Genomic DNA, 21,503 nt, shown 5'->3' with positions numbered 1-21,503 from the left:
CGTCGTCACGTCATCGGCCCGACCGGGACGTGTCGCCCGACCGGTACGTGTCCAGGAGCTGCCGGCCCGCGACCGTGAAGGGGTGCTCGGCGCCCAGGCCGCGTTCCCGGCGTGCGACGACCTCGGTCATCAGCTCGATCGCCTCGTCCACCTGGCCGAGCGCGGCCCGGGTCCGGGAGAAGAGCTGCCGGGCCGCGAGCACGATCGGGTACTCCGGTCCGAAGCGCCGCACATACGCCTCGGTGACCGACCGGATCTCGCTGTCCGCCGCGTCGAACCGGCCCAGGAGGTACAGCGCCCACGCGTGGTTGTGCCCGGCCCCCAGCGTCACCGTGTGATCGGGGCCGAGCAGCCGGGCGCACTCCGAAGGCAACGAGAGCAGTGCACCGTCTTCCTCGGTGACCACCTCGGTCGCGGGCAGCATCTCCAGCAGGCTGGCGCGGGCGCGCAGCGTCAGCGGATGCGCGGGGCCCAGCGCCGACGACCGTCCGGCGACGGTGGCGCTGAGCATGGCGACCGACTCCTCGCGTCTCCCGAGGTTCGCCAGCACGAGTTGCAGGCCGTAGGAGGTGTCCAGGGTGTCGGGGTCGTCGGCCCCGAACAAGCCCTCCTGAGTGGTACGGACACCGCAGAGCACCGACTCGGCCTCCGCGAACCTGCCCAGCCGGAACAGCGCCCGCCCGGCCCTGGAGCGGGCGGCCAGGACCATACGATCGTCCGCGCCGAGCAGCCGCTGCGCGAGATCCGCGGCTGTTCGGGAGGTTTCCCAGGCGGAGAGGTAGTCACCGGTCCGGTGCAGAGCGACCGACAGCCGCGTCGCCACGGCCAGGGCGGCGGCGACGGCCGAGGGCTCGCCTACCCGTCGCAGCAGGGCCAGCGTATGAGGCACCAACAGGCGCAGTCGCGGTTCGTGCGGTCCGGCATCGGGTACGCCGGGTACGGCCGCGTCGAGCAGTCGGACGGCCGCCGCGTCGAGGGCAGGCACCAGCTCGGCGGGGGTCGCGGCGCAGACGCTGTCGAGCAGCACGCCATGGCTCTGTACGCAGCGCACTCCGACAGCCTCGACCAGCTCGGACAGCGACTGGTCGAGGAGGGCTCGCAGAGCCGTCTCGGTACGGGACCGGGGAAGGACAGCGCCGATGTCCTCGTGATCGAGCAGGGCCAGCGGCAGAGGCTCGGCGGCGAACCGGGCCAGCAGTCCGAGCAGAGCCGCAGCTTCGGGCAGCCCGCGCGCCTCGAACGTGTCGAGAGTCAACTGCCAGGTCAGGCCCACCAGATGCCGCGGGTCCGCTTCGGACAGCGCGTCGGCTCCGCGGTCGATCAACTGCACCCGTTCGTCTCCGTCGAGATGATGTCCGTAGGCATCCATCGTCCAGGGGTCGAGCACCTGGTGAGAGAGGAAGCCTCCGGCCAGGGTGAGGGCCAGCGGCAGCCGCCCGAGCCGGTCCGCGACCCGCGCCGCCTGCTCCGTCGTACCACTGTGCGGGGCGAGGTCGCGCAGCACGAGCGCGGCGTCCTCCCGCGGCAGTACGCCGATGTGCTGAAGCTCGGCTCCCGGCCACCAACGGGCCGCCGCTCGGCGTGTGGTCACCACGACGATGCCGCGTGGACTGGTGCGCAGCCAGCTGCCGTCCCGCAGGATCTCCGGCTCGTCGGCGTTGTCGAGGACCAGCAGCCAGGGCTCGGCGGATCGGTCGAGATACCGCCAGACGAGATCAGCCGCGGGACGCAGACCGTTGCGGGCGGCCAGCAGTTCGCCGTCGCCCGCCCCACGGTCGGCGGCCACGGCCAGCATGCCGCCGCGCAGGCTCGCACGGTCGGCGGCGTTGACCCACAGAGCTGCCCGGCCCTGTTCGCCGGCGACCTCCTGGAAGAGCGTGCACGCTACCGCTGTCTTGCCCGAACCACCCATGCCGTACAGCACGTAGACCTCGCCGCCGCGCTCCGCCCCGACGCTCGCCCGCAGGCGCTCCATCACCTCGCTGCGGTCACGCAGCACGACGGGAGGCCGCCCCACTGCCGGACTGCGCACCGAGTCCGGACCACTGTGCCCGGGGCCGTCACCGCCGTGATGGTGGTGGTGGTGGTGTTCGTTGATGTGCTGGTCGCCGGACGACTGGAAAACCCGTCCACGGTCCTCGGCGTGACCGTCCATCCCACCTGTCATCGCTCTGCGATGTGCTGGTCTCGTCCCGCTTGGTAGATCCGGGCCCGGCCGGAAGCGGTGGCTCGCTGGGTGACCTGTCGGGCCGTCGAGCCCTCCGGATCGAGTTCGTCCAGCAGCCTGCGCAGTTCTTCGGCGGCGGCGGGCCGGGCGACGACCAGGCGCCGTACGAACCCCTGCCACTGCAGGCGCAGTTCGTCCAGGGTCTCCTGGTCGTGCGCCGCCACGGCAGCCAGCACATCCTCGCGGCCTGCCTCCAACTCGGCGGCCACGGTCGCGGCCCGTTCGGGTTGCATCCGGCGCCAGAGCTGCGTGAACCCGTCACGCGTGTGCTGCCAGGCGTCCGCTGCCATCAACGTGACCAAGGTGGTTCCCGCGCTCTGTGCGAGCGACGTCACTTCCGGGTCCATCACCCCTCCGTTCACCCATTTGCTGGCAGAAAAATAGAAGAAACGTGCCTGCACAGTGGTGGCATGATTCTCTTTCCAGGAAACATCATTCCACCCCCGAGCGACATGAGACAAGTATGAGTCAATACTCGCCATTACCCTCGCGGACCAGCCTAGACGCATGGTCAGGCGAACTCGTCGGACGCTACGGTGAACCCTACCGACCGATCGAGAGGGCGACGAAAATGGTCAGGCCTTGGGAAGCAGATCCGGATACGACCTTCAAACAGCGTCTGGGGAAATCTCCTCAGGAACTCGGAAATACAACCGGAACTCCCGACTGCCCTGACATCTGGGAACTCACCAACGGGGACATCGCCGTCATCGGCCGCGACCTCACCCAGTCACTCGCCGAGAACCTGCCCGACGGGGTCTCGATCGGCTCGGACGAACGCCTGGTGGTCATCCCCAGGAACATGCTCATCGCGGCGAAGCCGGACATCCCCAGTGTTTGACTCCTTCCCCGCCGGCGTCTCCCAGCGCATGGATCGCCCCGCGTACCACGCAGACCTCGGCCGGGTCTACACCAGCGGCATCGGCTTCCTGAACAAGCTCGAGCGTGGTCAGCACTTCGAGGAGCGCGGCTTCGCCAGCTGGGAGGCCTTCGCTGCGGGCGACTGGAACAGGGCCCGGTCCTTGGCCGACGAGGGCCGCGAGGACTACGCACAGGAACTCCGTCGGGCGAGGCGGCTGGGGGTTCCGCACCGACGCCTCCGCGTGGTGGAATTCCCGATCACGCCGTACGTGCAATGGGAGTTGTTCGTCCTGCGTGTACGCGTGGACCTGGGTGACGACATCAAGATTCTCGACGCCCGGGATATTTCGAGAATCGAGCAGAACCGCCCGGTTCCGGAAGTGGTAATTCTCGGCGATGCAGTGATGTACGAGGTCGTCTACGACGACGAAGGAAACGCGGATGGAGCCAACCGTTACACCGACCGGTCACTGATCCGGGAAACCAATGCGGGATTCAATACGCTCTACGGGCGAGGCGAGGGTTTCCACGATTTCTTCGACCGGGAGATCGAGCCGCTTCCCCCGCCCAGGCCCGCCAGGAGCGGGGCGGGCTCTTCGGACTTCCGCTGACCAGGCCGTGTCGACGGTGGGGCGACACCGCCCAGCGGATCGCCCTGCTCATCGTCATGGGCGGTCATGCCGCTCAGCGCGTTCTGTGACGACAAGCTCATGAACGTCTTCCGCATCCACTACGTCCACGACCACGACTCGGTGTGTCGTCTTCGTCAGATCCAAGCTGGAGAGGTGCTTCTTCAGCCTCTTGGCCATCGGAAGGTACGTCGCAAAAGTGAGGCCGCCGGAGACAACGGCTCCGACGACGGGGATGGCCTTCGAGACGCTCTTCGCGAAGGACTGCTTTGTCATCTGGACGCCTAGGTAAGCAGCCACCTTTTTCACTATCGGGTAGATGACACCCTGGGTGAGCGCCTTCTGGGGCAGCTTCTTGGCGACCTGCTCAGCCATCAGCCCCGCGACCTTCCCCACAGCGGCGTTCGCCGACTGGGTACCGAACATCACGCCGAAGAACAGCGTGAGTACACCCATGGTCGCGTCATCGACGTCGTCGCCGTCGTCGGAGAACAGATCGGGCCAGCTGTAGAGGTAGGCGAGCTTCTGCGCGATACGCAGCATGTGACCGAAGTACTGGGCCACGTCGGCGGGCACCGTGGCGGGAAGAGCCAAGATGCCGGGTATCCCGGCAGCCGCGGAGAGAGCGCTGACCTTGGCGGTTTCGAAGCGGATGGAGTCGTTGGCCACTTTGTCGAGAACCTCGACGGTGATGCCGGCCGCCGCGGGGCTCTCCGCCACCGCTCTTCGGATGTCGTCCTCGGAGCAGTGGCGAGCCAGCGCGCTTCGAAGGTATGCCTCCCTGTTGATACGCACACCTGGAAGCTTTGCCGCGCCCACCAGCACTGCGGAAAAGCGCGACTCGGGGTTCTCGACTGCTTTGCCCTGTTTCATAGCAGGAACCTACAGTAACTCTGCTTTCTCGTGACCAAGTTGCGCCTACTCAGGTTTGGCCACCTCATGTGCGCTGGGGCCGACAGGCCCGCCGTCCCAACACACAGTCAGTGCCGTCGAGTTGCGCGTTCGGCGCTGGGCCTGCACGCGAAGGGCCCCGTACGTACGCCCAAGTTCACTCACCCTCACCGTCGGGACCCGTGCGGCCTGGTGAAGTGCGGGGCCCGGGTCCGCCGGGCCCCGCGGCAGGGGGGTTTACGGGGTGTCGAGCACCGTGCCCGTCAGTGCCGGGCTGTCGGGCAGCGGGTCGGCGTTCTCGTCGGTCAGTACGAGGCGTGTCGACTCGGTCGGCTCGGTCACCTCGTCCCGCACGGTCGGCACGGTGAAGTCCGCCTCGGTGCTCCCGGGCGGGAAGTTGATCCACACCCACAGGCCCGTGTCGGACAACGGCCGCTCGGGGTCGGGCTCCTCACCGGACCAGTCCTTCAGCCACTGCGGGTCCACGTCCTTGGTGGACAGCTCGGCGCCCTCGGTGACCGGAAGCACTCGCACCGGCTGCCAGAAGTCAGCCGCCGCGGGCGCGTCCATGGTCAGCCGCCAGGTCAGCGTCTCTCCCTCGGTCACCCGGTCCGCGACCGGCGACACGGTGATCACCGGGGCCGGGTCGTCGTTCTCGACGGTGACCCCGCCCCGGTGCTTGCCGACGACCGCGTTGTGGACGGCCTTGACGGCGATGCCGTGGTCCACGTCGAAGCCGTAGACCGTGTCGCCCGTCACCTCGACCGGCACGTCGATCGCGTCGCTGCCGGGCCGTACGGTCACGAGGCGGTTCTCGGTCCGGCCGCTGTCCGGGTCGACGACGTACACGCGGACCTGCCCGCTGCCGTGCCCGGAGATCTCGACCGGGACCCGGTAGGTGCGGGTGCCCGAGTCGCCCTCCTTGACGATCGTGCGGCCCACGTCGACACGCGGCAGTGCGGCCGCCTTCACCGCCGAAGTGCCGGGCGCCCAGCCCCAGGCGTCCATCAGCCAGGCTCGCCCGGACGAGGAACGGGGCGTCAGCTCAAGGGACTCGACCTGCCCGAGATCGAGCCCGGCCCGGGTCGCGGCCGACAGCGGGACGCGCAGTTCCTGAGCCCAGTAGGAGGCGGTGCGCGCGGAGCCCGGGAGCCCGTCCACCCGGACCGAGCCCAGCGTCACCCGTCGGTCGGAGGAGTCGGTGACGGACACGTCGAAGGCCGTGCCGGTCGTGTTCGGCGGTACGAAGACGCGGAGCGCGAGCTCCTGGGAGCCGCGGAGGGAGAGTGGCTCGGCCGCAGTGATGCGCGCGGTCGTGCCCGGCGCGGACCACTTCAGGTCCACCGCGCTGCGGCCGGTCTCCTGTTCCGTCTCCCACCACGCGAAGTGCGGTGACGATCCGAGAGTCCGCGGGTCCTCCGGGTCCAGACAGGCCACGGCCGGGTCGGGGTCGATCGCCGAACACACCCGGGCGCCGGTCACCTCCGCCCCGTCGTCCGGCAGGAAACCACCGCTGCGCCGGCCGCCGACCGCGTGGGTGAGCACCCGGGCCGGGTCCGCGGACGGGGCCCGCTTGCCGGAACCGTCGAGCAGCGGACGCACCCGGTCGTCCCCGGCGACGAAGAGCCGGGCCGCGGCGGCGATGTACGTGGCGCCCGCCTTGTGCTGCTGGGCGGCGGTCAACCGGGTCGCGGCACCCGGCGCGCACACCGGGTCCTGCTGCTCCGGGTCGGTCCAGAAGTCGTCCCCGGCCGGTGCGACCGCCTCGCCCGGGGTCCACTCGCTGTTGAAGTAGTTGTGGTTCGCGCCGACCACGTAGACCGCGCTGTGCAGTGCCGTGCCCTGGCTGATCCCGCGCGTCCCGTCGACGAAGTTCTCGCCCTGCAGGTCCCACACGTCGCCGTCGCAGCCCGGCAGCAGCGTCACGGACGGCACGTCGGCGACGGGGTTCTGGCCGAAGATCGTCGGTCCGATGAGCACGGTCCCGCGCACCTTCCAGCGCACCGGGCCCCGGTAGCCGTCCTCGGCGGCCGGTGGCGGATAGAGGCTGTCCATGGCGGCCCGGTTGACGCCCTCGCCACCCCGCGAGTGGCCGACGAGCAGGACCTGGGAGAGGTCCGCCTTCGCCGCCTCGCGTACGACGGCCGGGGCGGCGGAGCGATGGGCGTTCCAGTCGGCCCAGTGGGCGAGGTGCCGGCGCACCAGAGAGGAACGCGCCTGCGCGCCGCCGTCCTCGATCCGCCCGTCCTGGGCGTTGATGCCGTTCGCCGAGATCGACACCGTCACATAGCCCTGCGAGGCCAGCAGTTGCTGGTCGCGCAGATAGCCCAGGTGGCTCGGGATCGGCTTGTAGCCGTCGGCACAGGGCCAGTCGCCGGTCACGTCGTCCTCGGAGCCCGGCTTGTAGCAGGTGTAGTGGCGGCCGTGCAGGAACAGCGCGAGCGGCCGGCTGCCGGTGGCACCCTTGGGCGCCACCACCTCCGCGGTCATCTCCACCGGGGTGTCGAACCCGGGCAGGCGCACCGGGTCGAGGTCGTACGTCCCGGTGACCGTGCGGTACGAACCGGGTTCGCCCGGGTCGACGGCGCTCGCCGGCGCCTTCGCGGGCAGCCGGGCCGCGTGCGAGCCGGTCCTGCGTGTGTCGTCGGCCGGCGCGTCCAGCCGGCGCCCCGCCGCCGTGACCCGAAGGTCCGTCAGCTGCTCGGGGGGTGTCCCGCCGAGTGCGAGCCGGAAGGTCCGCCCGTCCCTCGCCTGCTTCGGCACCCCGAGGAGCCGGTCCCCGGTACGGAACTCGACCCGCGCGTCCCCCATGGGCACGGCCTTCGGCGCCCGCCAGACCAGCTCACGCGCCCCGTCCTCCCCGCCGATCCGCCACCCCGGCGGGAGTGGTCTGTCGTCCGCCGCACTCAACGGCTGGGATTCCTGCGGCTGTTCGGCCTGTGCCAGTCCGGGCGACCCCGCCAGGGTCGCCAGCACCGCCACAGCGGTCACACATATTCGTCGGGCACGGATCAATGGCCCACTCCTCAAAACCCCGTGCGCAGGCGTCCCGTCGGCCCCGGGCGCCTCTCGCATCACCTAGGAGGGGAAGTGCGGTCCGTGGGTTGTCTGTGAGCGGGCGCCGGTGGCGGGCGGGCGACGCGATCAGGCCAGTACGGCCGATCATCCTCCGAGCAAGCCCTCGCTCCAGCCCTCGATCCCGCACAAAGGGCCCCTGACCAGGATGTTTCCTGATCATGGGCCCTTGGCGACAGACGAGTCGGGCTGTACGCCGGATCTTGTCGCCCGGTCGCCTCGCGGCGGCCGGGGAGACGGCCATCCATCTAGGACCAACGTTGCCGTTGGCCTCGTGCGGTCTACCCGCGGACTCGGGCGGGCAGCCCTCGGACGTCCGCGCAGAGCGCGCCTTTCACAGCGGCTCCTTTTGACCTTGCTCCGGGTGGGGTTTACCTAGCCGCCTGAGTCACCTCAGGCGCTGGTGGTCTCTTACACCACCGTTTCACCCTTACCTGGGGCCGAAGCCCCTGGCGGTCTGTTTTCTGTGGCACTGTCCCGCGGGTCGCCCCGGGTGGCCGTTAGCCATCACCCTGCCCTGTGGAGTCCGGACGTTCCTCGGGAAGCGCCCCGAAGGGGCTTCACGCGGCCGTCCGCCCGGCTCGTCTGCCGTGCCGACCATGCTACCGGGCGTTCGCGCCGCCTTCGCCCCGGCTCGTTCCCCACCGGGCTCACCGTCGCCGCCCCGGATCCCCTGACGAAGCCCGGACGAAGGCCCCACAAAAGCCTTACATTGGTCGCGGAACAGCCTTCCGCGATCCGTCGTTCAGCTCCGCGTCGTTCAGCTCTGCGTCATCCAGCTCCGTCGTTCAGCTCCGTCGTCCAGCTCTGTCCGGAATGGGTTCGAAGTGCTTCGAAGGGCTGACAGCCTGGTGATGACACGTGTTCCAGGGCGAGATTACGAATGTGACCAGCTCGAGGCGCTGCTCGGCGCCGTACGGAACGGTGCGGGCCGGGCCCTGGTCGTCAGGGGCGAGCCAGGTGTCGGGAAGAGCACGCTGCTCGACTACCTCGTCGGCCGGGCCCGGGGCTTCCGCACGGCCCGGGTGACGGGCATCCGGGCCGAGACGGAGCTGGCCTTCGCCGGACTGCACCAGCTGTGCGCGCCGCTGGCGGACCACATCGGCTCCCTTCCTCCCGCGCAGCGGGACGCGCTCAGCGGAGCCCTCGGGCAGGGGTCCGAGCGGGCACCGGACAGCTTCCATGTCGCCCTGGGCACGCTCGGCCTGCTGTCCGGCGCGCCGCCCCACGACCACCGCCCGGTGCTGTGGGTGGTGGACGACGCGCAGTGGCTGGACCGCGCCTCCCTGCGCGCCCTGGCCTTCGTCGCGCGGCGCCTCGGCACCGAGCCGGTGGCCCTCGTGTTCGCGCTGCGCACCGACCCCGCGACCGCCTGGCCCCCGGAACCGGCCGCCGCCCCGCCGAACGGCCCGCCCGAACTGCCGCCGGCCGAACTGCTGCCGGCCGGGCTGCCCGAGCTGCCGCTGACGGGTCTGGCCGATCAGGAGGCCGAAGCCCTGCTGCGTACCGCCCTGACCGGGCCGTGGGACAGCCAGGTGCTGGGCCGCATCGTCGCCGAGGCGCGGGGCAATCCGCTGGCCCTGCTGGACCTGCCGAGGAGATCGACCCCGGTGGAACTCGCCGGCGGTTTCGGCCTGCCGCGGCCCGTCGGGGACCGGGTCCGGGCCGCCCAGGTGCAGCAGATCGCCGGACTGCCGTCACCGACACGGCTGTTCCTGCTGGCGGCCGCGGCCGACCCCACCGGCGAACCCGCCCTGCTGTGGCGGGCGGCCGAGCACCTGGGTACCGGCGTCGACGCCGCCGGGTCCGCGGTCGCCGCCGGGCTGGTCGAGATCGGCCACCGGGTGCGTTTCGTGCACTCCGAGATCAGGTCGTACGTCTACTGGGCGGCGTCGCCCGAGGAACGGCGCCGCACCCATCGCGTCCTGGCCCAGGTCACCGACGCCCGGCAGGACGGCGACCGCCGTACGTGGCACGCGGCGCACGGCGTTCCGGGCCCCGACGAGGCGGTGGCCGCCGAGCTGGAGCGCTCGGCGCGGCTCGCGAGGCGGCGCGGCGGCCCGGCCGCCGCCGGTGCCTTCCTGGCCAAGGCGGTGGACCTGACCTCCGACCCCGTGCTGCGCCAGGAGCGTGCCCTGGTCGCCGCCCGCGCCACGCACGAGGCGGGCTCACCCGGCACCGCGCTGCGGCTGCTGTCCCTCGCCGGAGCCGGGCCTCTCGGGCCTCTCGGCCCCCGTGACGAGGGTCTGCGCGGCCGGACCGAGCTGATGCGCGCCCGGATCGCCTTCACCACGTACCGCGGCGGCGACGCACCCGGCCTGCTGTTCACCGCGGCCGGCCGGATCGAACCGCACGATCCCGCGCTCGCCCGGGAGACCTACCTGGAGGCCATCGAGGCGGCGATGTTCACGGGGCCGCCCGCGTTCGACGCGGGCCACGTCGAGGCGGCCGAGGCGGCGCGCGCCGCGCCGCCCGCGCTCCGTCCCCGGCCCGCCGATCTGCTGCTCGACGGCATCGCCACGCGGATCGTCGACGGGCACACCGCGGCGCTGCCGGCGCTGAAACGGGCGCTGCCGGCGTTCACGGGGCCCGGCCTCTCCGCCGAGGAGGGGCTGCGGTGGCTGTGGCCGGCCGGGGTGACCGCCGTCGGCGTCTGGGACGACGCGGCGTGGGCGGAGCTGGCCGCCCGGCACGTACGCCTGGCACGGGAGGCCGGACACGCCACGGTCCTTCCGCTCGCCCTGACCATGCGCTGCGCCGTGCACGTCCTCGCCGGTGAGCTGGTCCTGGCGGAGTCCGTGGTCACGGAGATCCGGCGGGTGTCCGAGGCGTTGGGCACCGCACCCCCGGTGTACGGCGCCCTGCTGCTGAGCGCGTGGCAGGGGGACGAGGGCCGGTGGGCCGACCTCGACAGGTCCGCCGTCGACGGGGCGTTCCACCGGGGTGAGGGGGCCGGCCCCGTCGTGAGCGGCTGGGCCCGCGCTCTGCTCTGCAACAGCCTGGGCCGCTACGCCGAGGCCCTGAAGGCCGCCGGGGACGTCGTCTCCCAGTACCGCGTACTGGAGATGGGGCCGCCCACCTGGGCCCTCGGGGAGTACGTCGAGGCCGCCGTACGCAGCGGAGACCGGGCCGCCGCGGCGGTCGCGCTGCGGCGGCTCACCGAGGTGACCGGGCCCAGCGCGACCGACTGGGCCCTCGGCATCGAGGCACGCTCACGCGCGCTCCTGGCCTCCGCGAACCAGACCACCGGCCAGACCACCGGCCGGGCCGCCGGCCAGGCCACCAGCCAAGCCGGGGACCAAGACGGGGACCGGACGGAAGACCGGACCGAGGAGCAGTCCGGGGACCAGGCCAAGGACCTGGCCGAGCGCCACTACCGTGAGGCCGTCGACCGGCTGCGGCGCACTCGGGCGCGCGGTGAACTGGCGCGCGCCCACCTCCTCTTCGGGGAGTGGCTACGCCGGGAGAAGCGGCGCAGGGCCGCCCGGGAGCACCTGCGCGCCGCGCACGACGGTTTCGCCACCATGGGGATGCGGGCCTTCGCCCAGCGGGCGGCGCGCGAGTTGCGGGCGACCGGTGAGAGCACGCGCCGCCGCCCCACCGCCGCCGCCGCCGACACCAGCGGCACCGCAGATGCCGTCAACGGCCCCCACGTCCATGCCCACACTCACACCTACACCCACCCCCACGCCCACATCGACACCGCCGTCGAACTGACCGCGCAGGAGAGCCAGATCGTGCGGCTCGTACGGGAAGGTCTCACCAACACCGAGATCGGGGCCCGGCTCTTCCTCAGCCCCCGCACCGTCGAGTGGCATCTGGGGAAGGTCTTCGGGAAGCTCGGCGTCTCCTCCCGCAAGCAGTTGCAGGGTTCCTGACCGTCCCGGGACCACACCCGTGAGCGCCCCGGGTACGACGCGCCCGCAGCCGAGCGACCATACCGGCGGACAGAGAAGGCGAAGGAGAGTCACCGAAGCGAGAATCGAGGCGTCATGACGCACCTGGAAGCCGAAGCACGCCCGGTCGACCAGTCACCTCCGGTTCCACAGATCGACGTCACCCTCCATGTGAACGGCTCGGCCCACCGATTCAACGTCGACACCCGTGTCACCCTGCTCGACGCGCTGCGCGACCACCTCGGCCTCACCGGGGCGAAGAAGGGGTGCGACCAGGGTGCGTGCGGAGCCTGCACGGTCGCGGTCGACGGCAGGCGCGTGGTGTCCTGCCTCGTCCTGGCCGCCCAGTGCGACGGCCGCGAGATCACCACCGTGGAGGGCCTGTCGCCGGACGGCGAACCGCACCCCGTGCAGGCCGCCTTCGCGCGGCACGACGCGTTCCAGTGCGGCTACTGCACACCGGGGCAGATCATGTCCGCCGTCTGCCTCATCGCCGAGGGGCGCGCCGACTCCGACGAGGACATCGCGGAGTTCATGAGCGGCAACATCTGCCGCTGCGGCGCGTATCCCAACATCCGCGCGGCCATCCGCGACGTGGCGAAGGGGAGTTGACCATGCATCCCTTCGACTACGCCCAGCCCCTCGACACCGACGGTGCCGTGGCCACGGTGACCGGGGATCCACGGGCGTCGTTCCTGGCCGGCGGCACCACGCAGCTGGACCTGATGAAGGACGGGGTCCTGACACCCGGGCTGCTCGTCGACATCACCCGGCTCCCCCTACGGGGCATCACGCACACCGACTCGGCCGTCCACGTCGGCGCGCTGACGACGATGGAGGAGCTCGCCGCCGACCCCGTACTGCGCCGGCGCCTGCCGTTCGTGCGCGAGGCGCTGCTGCTGGGTGCCTCCACGCAGTTGCGCAACATGGCCACCATCGGCGGCAACCTGCTCCAGCGCACCCGGTGCCGCTACTTCCGCGACCCCACCGTGGCGGCCTGCAACAAGCGTGAGCCGGGCTCGGGCTGCGCCGCCGTCGCGGGCGTCCACCGTATGCACGCCGTTCTCGGTACGAGCGATCACTGCATCGCCCTGCACCCCTCGGACCTCGCCGTGCCGCTGACGGCGCTCGACGCGATCGTCCACGTCCAGGGCGACGACGGCGCCCGCGCGATTCCCCTGACGCGGTTCTACCGGACACCGGGCGACACCCCGCAGATCGAGAACGTCCTGCGGCACGGTGAACTGATCACCGCCGTCGAGATCCCCTTCCCTGCGGAGGGCACCCGGTCGCACTACATCAAGGTCAGGGACCGCGCCTCGTACGAGTTCGCCCTGACCTCGGCCGGTGTCGCCCTGCTCGTCGAGGGCGGCACCATCCAGGAGGCCCGGGTGGCGCTGGGCGGGGTCGGCACCGTTCCGTGGCGCGCCGGGGAGGCGGAGGTCGCCCTGCGTGGCGCCCCGCCGCGGCGGGACACCTTCCGGGCCGCCGCCGACGCGGCGCTCCGGGCCGCCAGGCCGCTGCCCGGCACGGCGTTCAAGGTGGAACTGGCGAAGCGCACGCTCGTGCGCGCCCTCGAAACGGTGACAGGAACGACCACCACAGGAGCGACGTCCACAGGACCGACGACCGAGGGACCGACGACCGAGGGAGTGCGGCCATGACAGACGTGACACCACTCGGAACCGGCGGAATCGTGGGTGCGGGTCTCGAACGCATGGACGCGCCGCTGAAGGTGACGGGAAAGGCCGACTACCCCAACGACTACTCCCTGCCCGGTATGGCGCACGCCGCCCCGGTCAGGAGCACCGTCGCCGCGGGCCGCATCCGGAGCATCGACACGTCCCGGGCCGCGCGGGCACCCGGTGTGCTGACCGTCATCACCCACCTGACCGCCCCGGAGCTGCGACGCGGCCCGGTGACACAGCTGGGCACCTCGCCGCCGGTGCCGCTCCAGGACGACCGCGTCCTGCACTACGGCCAGCACATCGGCGTCGTGGTGGCCCGGACCCCGGAACAGGCCCGCCATGCGGCGAGCCTGGTCGAGGTCGCGTACGAAGCGGGCAAGGCGCTGCTGGACATCGACGACCCCCGGGCGGAGATCGTCGTCGATCCCTGGGGCATGGACACCCGTAAGGGGGACGTCGACGCCGGGTTCGAGCAGGCGGACGTCGTCGTCGAGAGCACGTACACCACCCCCGACAACACCAACAACCCGCTCGGGCTAATGACCACGATCGCGTCGTGGCACGGCGACGCGCTCACCGTGCACGACTCGACGCAGTGGCCGAACAACGTACGGACCTCGCTCGCCACGATCTTCCAGATCCCCGAGAGCGGCATCAGGGTCCTCGCGCCCTTCGTCGGGGGCGCGTTCGGCGCCGGTCTGCGGGTGTGGCCGCATGTGGTCCTCACCGTGCTGGCCGCCCGTGAGGTGAAGCGTCCGGTCAAGCTGGTCCTGACCCGGCCGGAGATGTTCACCTCCGTCGGCCACCGGCCCAACACGGTGCAGCGCCTCAGGGTCGGCACCAGCCGCGCCGGTGACCTCGTCGCCTTCGAGCACTACAGCACGGCGTCGGTGGCGATGGAGGACGACCACTTCGCGCCGATCGCCACCTCGTCCGCCGCCGCCTACGCCTGCCCCCATGTGCTGACCCGTGACCGGCAGGCCAGGCTGAACATCCCCTCCCCCGGGTTCATGCGCGCGCCGGCCGAGTCGGAGGGCAACTTCGCGCTGGAGTCGACGATCGACGAGGTGGCCCACACGATCGGCATGGACCCGCTGGAGTTCCGGCTGCGCAACCACGCGGACGTCCACCCGATCCTCGGGCTTCCCTGGTCGAGCAAGGCGCTGCGGGAGTGCTACGAGCTGGGCGCCGAGCGGTTCGGCTGGTCCCGGCGCACCCCGGAGACCGGCTCGATGCGCGACGGCCGGCTGCTCGTCGGCTACGGGCTGTCGGGCGTCGCGTACCCGTTCTTCCAACTGCCTTGCCAGGCAAGGGCGTCGGTGCACCGGGACGGCTCGGCGTACGTACGCAGCGCGGCCACCGACATCGGTACCGGCACGTACACGATCATGGCTCAGCTGGCGGCGGAGCTGCTGGGGCTCGACATCTCCCGCGTACGGTTCGACCTGGGCGACTCCGACATGCCCTACTCGCCGCCGGCCGGCGGGTCCGGGCTCACGGGTGCCCTCAGCAACGCCGTGCACGCCTCCTGCGACCGCCTGCTGGGAGAGTTCCTCGACACCGTGCGCGACGACGCCAGGTCTCCGCTGCGCGGGGTGTCCCCGGCCGAGGTCACGGTCACCGACGGACGTATCCACCTGCGTGACGACCCGCGCCGGGGCGAGAGTTACCAGGACATCCTGACCCGGCACGGCCTGGAGGAACTCAGCGCCGACGGCAGGAGCACGCCGCCTCGGGCGGACGACCTGGGCATGGCGATCGCCGGTGCCTTCGGCGCCAAGTTCGTCGAGGTGCGCATCGACCCGGAGCTGGGCAGGCTGCGGGTCGCCCGGGTGGTCTCGGTGGTCGACGGCGGCCGCATCCTCAACGAGCGGACCGCCACCGCCCAGATCGTCGGCGCCACCGTGGGCGGCATCGGCCAGGCCCTGTTCGAGGACACGGCGACCGACGCGGGCACCGGCCGCATCGCCAACGCGACCTTCGGCGACTACCTCCTGCCGGTGAACGCCGATGTCCCGGACATCGAGGTGCACTTCGTCGGCGGCCCCGACCGGGCGACCGCGGTCGGCGCGAAGGGGGTGGGCGAGGTGGGACTGGCGGGTATGGCCGCGGCGGTCGCGAACGCCGTGTTCCACGCGACGGGCCGACGCCTACGCACCCTGCCGATCACGATCGACCAGCTGATGCTCTGACCGCGCCCCGAGCCAGTCCTGACCCTGGCCCCTGCCCCTGCCCATGCCCATGCCCCTGATCACGTCGTCCTGGTCATGCTTTGAGGATCCGAGTCCGGGTCCGGGTCCGGGTTCCGGTCCGGGTCTGGTGACGCGGCAGTGGTCGTGGCGGTCGTCGCCTTCGCCTTCGTCGTCGCTGTCGCCGTCGCCAGGAACGAGCCCGCCAGGATCAGGGTGAAGGCCGCCGCCACGCCCGCGGTCAGTTTCTCGTCCAGGAACAGCACTCCCGCCGTCACCGCGACCGCCGGGTTGACGTACGTGAAGACCACCGCCCTGGTGGGCCCCGCCTCCCTGATCAGTTCCAGGAAGACGACGAAGGCCAGCGCCGTGCAGATCACGCCGAGACCCGCCAGGGCGGCCAGGACCGAGGAGGACGGCAGCTCCGACGGGCGGCTCAGCGCCGCGGCCGGGGCGTACACGAGTGCGGCGAGGAGCAGGCAGGGGGCTATCAGCTGGAGGGTCGGGACCTGCTTGAGGTAGCGGGTCAGGATGAGCGGGGCCGTCGCGTAGCCGACCACCGTCACCAGCATCTCCGCCAGCGAGCGCGCGTCGCCGCCGGTCAGGTGCGGGATCGTGAGCACCGCCACGCCTCCCAGGCCGAGCCCGAGGCCGGCCGCGCGGCGGGCACCCAGGCGTTCCGTCTCGCCGAAGAAGCGGGCCAGGACGACACCGACGATCGGTACGCCCGCGATGAGCAGGCCCGCCGTGGAGCTGGAGAGGTGGCGCTCCGCGTCGGTCAGGGTCCACCAGGGGCCGATGATCTCGATGCACGCGAAGGCCAGCATGGGACGCCAGTGCGTTCGTACGACTCCGGCCAGGTTTCCCTGGCGCAGGGCGAAGGGCAGGAGCAGCGCCGCGCCCAGCGCACATCGGGCGAACACCACCATGGACGCGGACATCCCGCCGTCCACCGCCACTTTGATCATCAGATAGGGAATGCCCCAGAGCACTCCCATGATGGAGAAGAGGAACCAGCCGCGTGCAGTCATGCGCCCAGTCTCGGCCGGGTCAACGCCGGGAGTCTTGAACGCTGTTGCGGTACACCGCCGGGGTCACCCCGAGCACCCGCCGGAACCAGCGCGTCAGGTGCGCCTGGTCGGCGAAGCCCACCAGCGCGGCGGCCTCGGCGGGGCGGTGGCCCGACTCCAGCAGGCACCGGGCGCGGTTCACCCGGTACTGGGCGAGCCAGGCGTACGGGGGCATCCCCATGCTCGTACGGAAGGCGCGCAGCAGTTGGTAGCGGGACAGGCCCAGGTCCGCGGCCAGGGCGGCGAGGGACGGCGGGGCGAGGAGTTCGTCGGCGAGGCGGTCGCGTACCGCCTCGGCCACGCGGCCTGCGCCCGGGACCGTGTCGCACACGTGGCGGGCCGAGGAGTGGCGGCGGGCGAGGGCGGTCAGCAGCCACGGCACGCGTGACTCGGTCTCCAACGGGTCGGGGCAGACGCTGAGTTCGGTGTGCGTACGGCGCAGGGCCGCGGCCAGTTCGGGGTCGTCGAGGAGGGGTTCGCGGAAGTTCGGGACGCCCAGGGTGCCCTCGGTGAGCAGGGGCACCTCGGCGTACAGGGCGCGGTAGGCGTAGCCGTCGGTCGCGGCCGGGCCGCCCGTGTGCACCTCGCCGGGGCCCAGGACGACGATCGAGCCGGGGCCCGTACGGATCCGGCCGCCGCGGTAGTCGATGACCTCGGAGCCGCCGACGCAGACGCCGATGGTGAACTCGTCGTGCGCGTGGGGCGCGTACCGGTGCTGGTCGAACCGGGCCGTCAGGAGGTCGAGCGGCCGGCCGGAGCTGCCGAGGGTCGTCCTCGTCCAGACCGCCTGCTCGCGCCCGGTCGTCCGTTCACGCCCACCCGCTGCCCCCATGGCCGCACCCCCTGGGGACGGCAACGCCACAGGCGGCGATTCCATGCCCCGCCACAGCACATCCGGCTTGACCCCGACGTAGCGTCAACGTTTCTACTGAGGGCATGCGGATCGGAGAACTCGCCGTCACCGTCGGCGTCACGACGCGGACCGTACGGCACTACCACCACCTCGGGCTGCTTCCCGAACCGGAGCGGCGCCCCAACGGCTACCGCGACTACGGGCTGCGGCACGTCGTCGCGCTCGCCCGGATCAGGCGGCTGACCGAGCTGGGGCTCGGCCTCACCGAGGTCCGGGACGTCCTCGCCGACGACGCCGGGCGCGATCTCACCGAGGTCCTCGCCGAACTGGACGACGACCTGGCCAGGCAGGAAGCGGCGATCCGGGCGAGGAGGCTGCGGCTGCGCGCCCTGCTCGACGGGGACGGCATGCCCGCCGAAGGACCTGTCTCCCCCGAACTCGCCGCCATCTTCAGTGAGTTGACCCGTCACCCCGAACCGGCGATGGCCGCGAAGGACCGCGAGATGATCGCTCTCCTCGAAGCGGTCGCGACCCCGGAGGACCGCGAGCACCTGCTGTCGGCGCTGCGCGCCACCGCCGACACGCCGGGCGTCCTGGAACGGACGCACGCGGCGTACGCGCTGCTCGACGCGCTCGCCGACGCCGACCCGGCCGATCCACGCGTCGAGGAAGCCGCCCACGCCCTCGCCGACTGCCTGCCGGACGAGGCCCTGGCGGGCCTGGGTCTGGACCGGCTCGACCTGGACCGGTTCGACCTGGACGGAGCAAGGACGAACCGATCCGGGTCGAACCGATCCGAGTCGAACCGATCCGAGTCGGACGGCAACGGCGGTTTCCTGGACGCCCTGCTCGACGACTTCCCGCCCGCGCAGTCCGCGGCGGTCCTGCGGACGATCCGGCTGCTCGCGGAGCGCACGCGATGAGGGCCCTGCGGCGGATCCTCGCCCACGAGGTGCGGCTGCTGGTGAGCATCGGCCGCTGGGCCGCCCGGCGGCCGGGGACGAGGGAGGGGCGGGCCTTCGGGTACGCGCGGGGGCAGGGCGCGGTGATGCTCGGATTCGGGTTCGTGTGCGCCCTGGAGAGCGCCTGCATGGCGGTGCTCCTGCGGAACCATCCCGCGGTGCACCGGGTCGTGCTCGCCCTGGACGTGTACACCCTGCTGCTCGTCGTCGGCATGCACGCGGCGTCCGTGACCCGCCCGCACGTCCTCGACGACACGGCCCTGCGCATCCGCCGGGCCGCCCACGTCGACCTGCGCGTCCCGCTCTCCGCGATCGCCTCCGTACGGCGCGAGCTGGTCACCACGCACGAGCGGGCCGCGGGCCGGCTCGACCTGGCGGTGGGCTCGCAGACCACGGTCACCCTCGAACTGTCCACCCCGGTACGGCACTTCACCTTCCTCGGGCGCCCCCAGGACGTACGGCTGATCCGCTTCCACGCCGACGAGTCCGACGTGCTGGCCCGCGCCGTACGCGACCTCGTACATGACCTCGCACAGGAGCGGCGGGAGGGAGCAGTACCAGGTGGGGCGGGCGGGACCCCGTAGGCTGGCGGGTGCTTCTCGTACGTACCGAAAGCCCCAGGGAGAACCGCCGTGCTCGTGTTGTTGCCGCCGTCCGAAGGAAAGGCTCCCTCCGGGCGGGGCGCGCCGCTGAAGACGGAGTCGCTGTCACTGCCGGGGCTCGCCGAGGCTCGGCAGGCGGTTCTCGACGAGCTGGTCGAGCTGTGCGTGGCCGACGAGGAGAAGGCGCGCGAGGTGCTCGGGCTGAGCGAGGGCCTGCGGGGCGAGGTCGCCAAGAACACGGAGCTGCGGACCGCGGGGGCCCGGCCCGCCGGGGAGATCTACACCGGCGTCCTGTACGACGCCCTCGGCCTGGCCACGCTCGACACCGCGGGCAAGCGGCGCGCTGCGCGGTCGCTGCTCGTCTTCTCGGGGCTCTGGGGAGCGGTCCGGGTGACGGACCGGATTCCCTCGTACCGCTGCTCGATGGGTGTGAAGCTGCCCGGCCTCGGGGTGCTGGGCTCGTACTGGCGGGCGCCGATGGCCGCCGCGCTGCCGGAGGCGGCCGGGAGCGGGCTCGTGCTGGACCTGCGGTCCTCGGCGTACGCGGCCGCGTGGCGGCCGAAGGGCGAGGTCGCGGAGCGGACGGCGAGCGTACGGGTGCTGCACGCGCCGACCCGGAAGGTGGTCAGCCACTTCAACAAGGCGACCAAGGGGCGGATCGTGCGGAGCCTGATGGAGTCCGGGGCGGCGCCCTCGGGGCCCGCGGAGCTGGTGGAGGCGTTGCGGGACATGGGGTACGTCGTGGAGGTGGCGGCGCCTGCGGCCAAAGCCGGGGCCAAGGCCGGGGCCGGGGCCGACGACAAGGGGTGGCTGCTGGACGTACTGGTGGACGAGGTCCACTGAGTCCTGCCCAGCCCGGTCTCGCCCAGCCCTACCCTGCTCGGCCCTACCCCTAGGGCATTTCGTTGCATCCTGCGCAACGGCCTTTGCGCACGATGCACGCTGCGTGCAGGATGAGCGCATGGCTTCCCCTCCGTCCTCATCAGCGCTGTCCTCGTCCGTGCTCGAACTCGCGCCCGTCGTGCCCGTGGTGGTCGTCGAGGACGTCTCGGACGCCGTTCCGCTGGCGCGGGCGCTCGTCGCGGGCGGGCTGCCCGCCATCGAGGTGACCCTGCGGACGCCCGTGGCGCTCGACGCGATCCGGGCCATCGCGGACGAGGTGCCGGGTGCGGTGGTCGGGGCCGGCACGGTCATCTCGCCGGCCCAGGTGGCGGACTGCGTGGCCGCCGGGGCCCGTTTCCTCGTCAGCCCCGGCTGGACGGACGTACTGCTCGACGCGATGAAGGCGTCCGGGGTGCCGTTCCTGCCGGGGGTGTCGACCACGTCGGAGGTCGTGGCGCTGCTGGAGCGCGGGGTGCACGACATGAAGTTCTTCCCGGCTCAGGCGGCCGGCGGCACGGCGTACCTCAAGGCACTGGCCGGGCCGCTTCCGCAGGCCCGTTTCTGCCCGACCGGCGGTATCGGTCCCACTGTCGCGCCGGAGTACCTGGCGCTGCCCAATGTGCTGTGCGTGGGCGGGAGTTGGATGCTCCCGGCGGACGCGATCGCCGCGGGTGACTGGGCGCGGGTGGAGAGGCTGGCCCGGGAGGCCGCGGCACTGGGCGGCGCCCTGTGACCTGGTCGCCCGCGCGCCCGCCCCGTCAGGAGCGCGGGGAACCGGGGAACTGGGGAACTGGCGAACTAGCGCAGCGCCCATGTGTCGTTGAGGAGGCGTAGCGTCGCGTTGCCGTCCGCGTAGTACTCCACCACCGAGAGCGAGGCCGCCGACAGTTCCATGCGGAACAGCGCTTCCGGTGGGGCGCCGAGGGCCAGCCGTACCAGGGTCTTGATCGGTGTGACGTGCGAGACGACGAGCACGGTGTGGCCTCTGTGGGCCGCGAGCAGGTGGTCGCGGGCCGTCGCCACACGGTCGGCGACCGCTTCGAAACTCTCGCCGCCGCCGGTCGGTTCGGCGTCGGGTGAAGCCAGCCAGGCGTTCATGTCGTCGGGGTGGTGTTCCCGTACCTCGGCGAAGGTCAGGCCTTCCCAGGCGCCGAAGTCCGTCTCGCGCAGGCCGTCCTCGATCTGGATGTCCAGCCCCAGCCGGGCGGCCACGTGCTCGGCGGTTTCGCGGCAGCGGGTGAGGGGGGACGACGCGATGGCCTCGATGGGAGGTACGGGACCGGGGCCGTGCGCGTTCGCGTGTGCGTGTGCGTTTGCGAGTGCGCTCGCGACGCGCTCGGCCTGGCGGTGGCCCGCCTCCGACAGCGCCGGGTCGCTGCCGCCGCTTCCGGAGAACCGCTTCTGTGGGGTGAGGGGGGTTTCGCCGTGGCGGAGGAGTACGAGGGTGGTGGGGGTGCCCAGGTCCGGCGGCGGCTCGGTCACGGGGCGGGGGCCGAGCGCGGTCGTCCGGCTGAGCGCCGGTGGGGGCTGGTCGCGCAGTTCCCCGCGCCCCTCCGGGGCACCATCAGCCGTCGCCCGACTGAACGCCCCATGTGGCTGAGCGCGCAGTTCCCCGCGCCCCTGCGGGGCACCACCGGCCGTCGCCCGGCTGGACGGCCGATGTGGCTGAGCGCGCAGT

General features: G+C 71.9%; 17 protein-coding genes and 1 other RNA gene. 10 read left to right on the top strand and 8 right to left on the bottom strand.

Annotated features, from left to right (window positions below; translation table 11 throughout):
• Positions 1-10: 10 nt before the first annotated feature.
• Together ACLVWQ_RS23580 and ACLVWQ_RS23575 are read right to left on the bottom strand one after the other, a co-directional pair.
• Entirely contained in the window at positions 11-2,167 is a 2,157-nt protein-coding gene (locus tag ACLVWQ_RS23580) for a tetratricopeptide repeat protein (RefSeq protein ID WP_414111127.1), read from the bottom strand.
• Positions 2,164-2,574 carry a hypothetical protein gene (locus tag ACLVWQ_RS23575; protein ID WP_414111126.1) on the bottom strand — a complete coding sequence of 137 codons (411 nt, stop codon included), beginning with the start codon at positions 2,572-2,574 and terminating at the stop codon, positions 2,164-2,166. Before ACLVWQ_RS23575 ends, ACLVWQ_RS23580 begins: the two co-directional genes overlap by 4 nt.
• 224 nt (positions 2,575-2,798) lie before the next feature.
• On the opposite strand from ACLVWQ_RS23575, the gene ACLVWQ_RS23570 reads away from it, so the two are divergent.
• Both ACLVWQ_RS23570 and ACLVWQ_RS23565 read left to right on the top strand, forming a co-directional pair.
• The gene (locus ACLVWQ_RS23570; RefSeq protein WP_414111229.1) at positions 2,799-3,068 is read left to right on the top strand and encodes a hypothetical protein; all 270 of its coding nucleotides are present in this window, start codon (positions 2,799-2,801) and stop codon (positions 3,066-3,068) included.
• Positions 3,061-3,699: a DUF6879 family protein gene (locus ACLVWQ_RS23565; RefSeq protein WP_414111125.1), complete on the top strand. Its 639-nt coding sequence runs from the start codon at positions 3,061-3,063 to the stop codon at positions 3,697-3,699. Before ACLVWQ_RS23570 ends, ACLVWQ_RS23565 begins: the two co-directional genes overlap by 8 nt.
• Positions 3,700-3,753: 54 nt before the next feature.
• Here the strand turns inward: ACLVWQ_RS23565 and ACLVWQ_RS23560 are convergent, their stop codons facing one another.
• The 3 genes from ACLVWQ_RS23560 to rnpB form a co-directional block, all read right to left on the bottom strand.
• Positions 3,754-4,590, bottom strand: coding sequence for a hypothetical protein (locus ACLVWQ_RS23560; protein WP_414111124.1), 837 nt, complete (start codon positions 4,588-4,590; stop codon positions 3,754-3,756).
• 255 nt (positions 4,591-4,845) lie between these two features.
• A complete protein-coding gene (locus ACLVWQ_RS23555; RefSeq protein ID WP_414111123.1) occupies positions 4,846-7,623 on the bottom strand; it encodes a hypothetical protein in 2,778 nt (925 codons plus the stop codon).
• 236 nt (positions 7,624-7,859) lie between these two features.
• Positions 7,860-8,267: RNase P RNA component class A (gene rnpB / locus ACLVWQ_RS23550), an RNA gene on the bottom strand.
• A gap of 270 nt (positions 8,268-8,537) precedes the next feature.
• Here rnpB and ACLVWQ_RS23545 point away from each other — a divergent pair.
• The 4 genes from ACLVWQ_RS23545 to ACLVWQ_RS23530 all read left to right on the top strand — a co-directional run bounded on the left by ACLVWQ_RS23545 (position 8,538) and on the right by ACLVWQ_RS23530 (position 15,459).
• Positions 8,538-11,561 (top strand): AAA family ATPase, encoded by a 3,024-nt coding sequence (locus tag ACLVWQ_RS23545; RefSeq protein WP_414111122.1) that lies wholly within the window; start codon positions 8,538-8,540, stop codon positions 11,559-11,561.
• 114 nt (positions 11,562-11,675) lie between these two features.
• Complete coding sequence (locus ACLVWQ_RS23540; RefSeq protein WP_414111121.1) at positions 11,676-12,191, top strand: (2Fe-2S)-binding protein; 516 nt, start codon at positions 11,676-11,678, stop codon at positions 12,189-12,191.
• A 2-nt stretch (positions 12,192-12,193) separates the two neighbouring features.
• The gene (locus ACLVWQ_RS23535) at positions 12,194-13,243 is read left to right on the top strand and encodes an FAD binding domain-containing protein (RefSeq protein ID WP_414111120.1); all 1,050 of its coding nucleotides are present in this window, start codon (positions 12,194-12,196) and stop codon (positions 13,241-13,243) included.
• A complete protein-coding gene (locus tag ACLVWQ_RS23530) occupies positions 13,240-15,459 on the top strand; it encodes a xanthine dehydrogenase family protein molybdopterin-binding subunit (RefSeq protein WP_414111119.1) in 2,220 nt (739 codons plus the stop codon). Before ACLVWQ_RS23535 ends, ACLVWQ_RS23530 begins: the two co-directional genes overlap by 4 nt.
• Before the next feature lie 59 nt (positions 15,460-15,518).
• On the opposite strand, the gene ACLVWQ_RS23525 is transcribed toward ACLVWQ_RS23530, so the two are convergent.
• Complete coding sequence (locus ACLVWQ_RS23525) at positions 15,519-16,487, bottom strand: DMT family transporter (protein ID WP_414111118.1); 969 nt, start codon at positions 16,485-16,487, stop codon at positions 15,519-15,521.
• Positions 16,488-16,506: 19 nt separating this feature from the next.
• Positions 16,507-17,358 carry an AraC family transcriptional regulator gene (locus ACLVWQ_RS23520; protein WP_414111117.1) on the bottom strand — a complete coding sequence of 284 codons (852 nt, stop codon included), beginning with the start codon at positions 17,356-17,358 and terminating at the stop codon, positions 16,507-16,509.
• 104 nt (positions 17,359-17,462) lie between these two features.
• Here ACLVWQ_RS23520 and ACLVWQ_RS23515 point away from each other — a divergent pair, with 104 nt between their 5' ends.
• The 4 genes from ACLVWQ_RS23515 (at position 17,463) to eda (ending at position 20,558) form a co-directional block, all read left to right on the top strand.
• A complete protein-coding gene (locus ACLVWQ_RS23515; protein WP_414111115.1) occupies positions 17,463-18,302 on the top strand; it encodes a MerR family transcriptional regulator in 840 nt (279 codons plus the stop codon).
• On the top strand, positions 18,299-18,925 hold the full coding sequence (locus tag ACLVWQ_RS23510; RefSeq protein WP_414111114.1) for a hypothetical protein: 627 nt from the start codon (positions 18,299-18,301) through the stop codon (positions 18,923-18,925). The genes ACLVWQ_RS23515 and ACLVWQ_RS23510 overlap by 4 nt, the downstream gene beginning before the upstream one ends.
• A 48-nt stretch (positions 18,926-18,973) precedes the next feature.
• Positions 18,974-19,786 (top strand): peroxide stress protein YaaA, encoded by an 813-nt coding sequence (gene yaaA / locus ACLVWQ_RS23505; protein WP_414111113.1) that lies wholly within the window; start codon positions 18,974-18,976, stop codon positions 19,784-19,786.
• 118 nt (positions 19,787-19,904) lie between these two features.
• A complete protein-coding gene (eda, locus tag ACLVWQ_RS23500) occupies positions 19,905-20,558 on the top strand; it encodes a bifunctional 4-hydroxy-2-oxoglutarate aldolase/2-dehydro-3-deoxy-phosphogluconate aldolase (RefSeq protein WP_414111112.1) in 654 nt (217 codons plus the stop codon).
• A 65-nt stretch (positions 20,559-20,623) separates the two neighbouring features.
• Here the strand turns inward: eda and ACLVWQ_RS23495 are convergent, their stop codons facing one another.
• Positions 20,624-21,307: a histidine phosphatase family protein gene (locus ACLVWQ_RS23495; protein WP_414111111.1), complete on the bottom strand. Its 684-nt coding sequence runs from the start codon at positions 21,305-21,307 to the stop codon at positions 20,624-20,626.
• Between the last annotated feature and the right edge of the window lie 196 nt (positions 21,308-21,503).

The sequence above is a fragment of the Streptomyces sp. CWNU-52B genome (genome assembly GCF_047444975.1).
Classification (GTDB): Bacteria; Actinomycetota; Actinomycetes; order Streptomycetales; family Streptomycetaceae; genus Streptomyces.
This window is presented reverse-complemented; position numbering and strand designations above follow the sequence as displayed.

Bases quoted from the DNA above. Each gene is read 5' to 3' on its own strand.
- ACLVWQ_RS23560 (WP_414111124.1), bottom strand. From the start codon at position 4,590: ATGAAACAGGGCAAAGCAGTCGAGAACCCCGAGTCGCGCTTTTCCGCA.
- ACLVWQ_RS23575 (WP_414111126.1), bottom strand. From the start codon at position 2,574: ATGGACCCGGAAGTGACGTCGCTCGCACAGAGCGCGGGAACCACCTTG.
- ACLVWQ_RS23530 (WP_414111119.1), top strand. From the start codon at position 13,240: ATGACAGACGTGACACCACTCGGAACCGGCGGAATCGTGGGTGCGGGT.
- eda (WP_414111112.1), top strand. From the start codon at position 19,905: ATGGCTTCCCCTCCGTCCTCATCAGCGCTGTCCTCGTCCGTGCTCGAA.
- ACLVWQ_RS23540 (WP_414111121.1), top strand. From the start codon at position 11,676: ATGACGCACCTGGAAGCCGAAGCACGCCCGGTCGACCAGTCACCTCCG.
- ACLVWQ_RS23535 (WP_414111120.1), top strand. From the start codon at position 12,194: ATGCATCCCTTCGACTACGCCCAGCCCCTCGACACCGACGGTGCCGTG.
- ACLVWQ_RS23525 (WP_414111118.1), bottom strand. From the start codon at position 16,487: ATGACTGCACGCGGCTGGTTCCTCTTCTCCATCATGGGAGTGCTCTGG.
- ACLVWQ_RS23520 (WP_414111117.1), bottom strand. From the start codon at position 17,358: ATGGGGGCAGCGGGTGGGCGTGAACGGACGACCGGGCGCGAGCAGGCG.
- ACLVWQ_RS23515 (WP_414111115.1), top strand. From the start codon at position 17,463: ATGCGGATCGGAGAACTCGCCGTCACCGTCGGCGTCACGACGCGGACC.
- ACLVWQ_RS23570 (WP_414111229.1), top strand. From the start codon at position 2,799: ATGGTCAGGCCTTGGGAAGCAGATCCGGATACGACCTTCAAACAGCGT.
- ACLVWQ_RS23545 (WP_414111122.1), top strand. From the start codon at position 8,538: ATGACACGTGTTCCAGGGCGAGATTACGAATGTGACCAGCTCGAGGCG.
- ACLVWQ_RS23580 (WP_414111127.1), bottom strand. From the start codon at position 2,167: ATGACAGGTGGGATGGACGGTCACGCCGAGGACCGTGGACGGGTTTTC.
- ACLVWQ_RS23510 (WP_414111114.1), top strand. From the start codon at position 18,299: ATGAGGGCCCTGCGGCGGATCCTCGCCCACGAGGTGCGGCTGCTGGTG.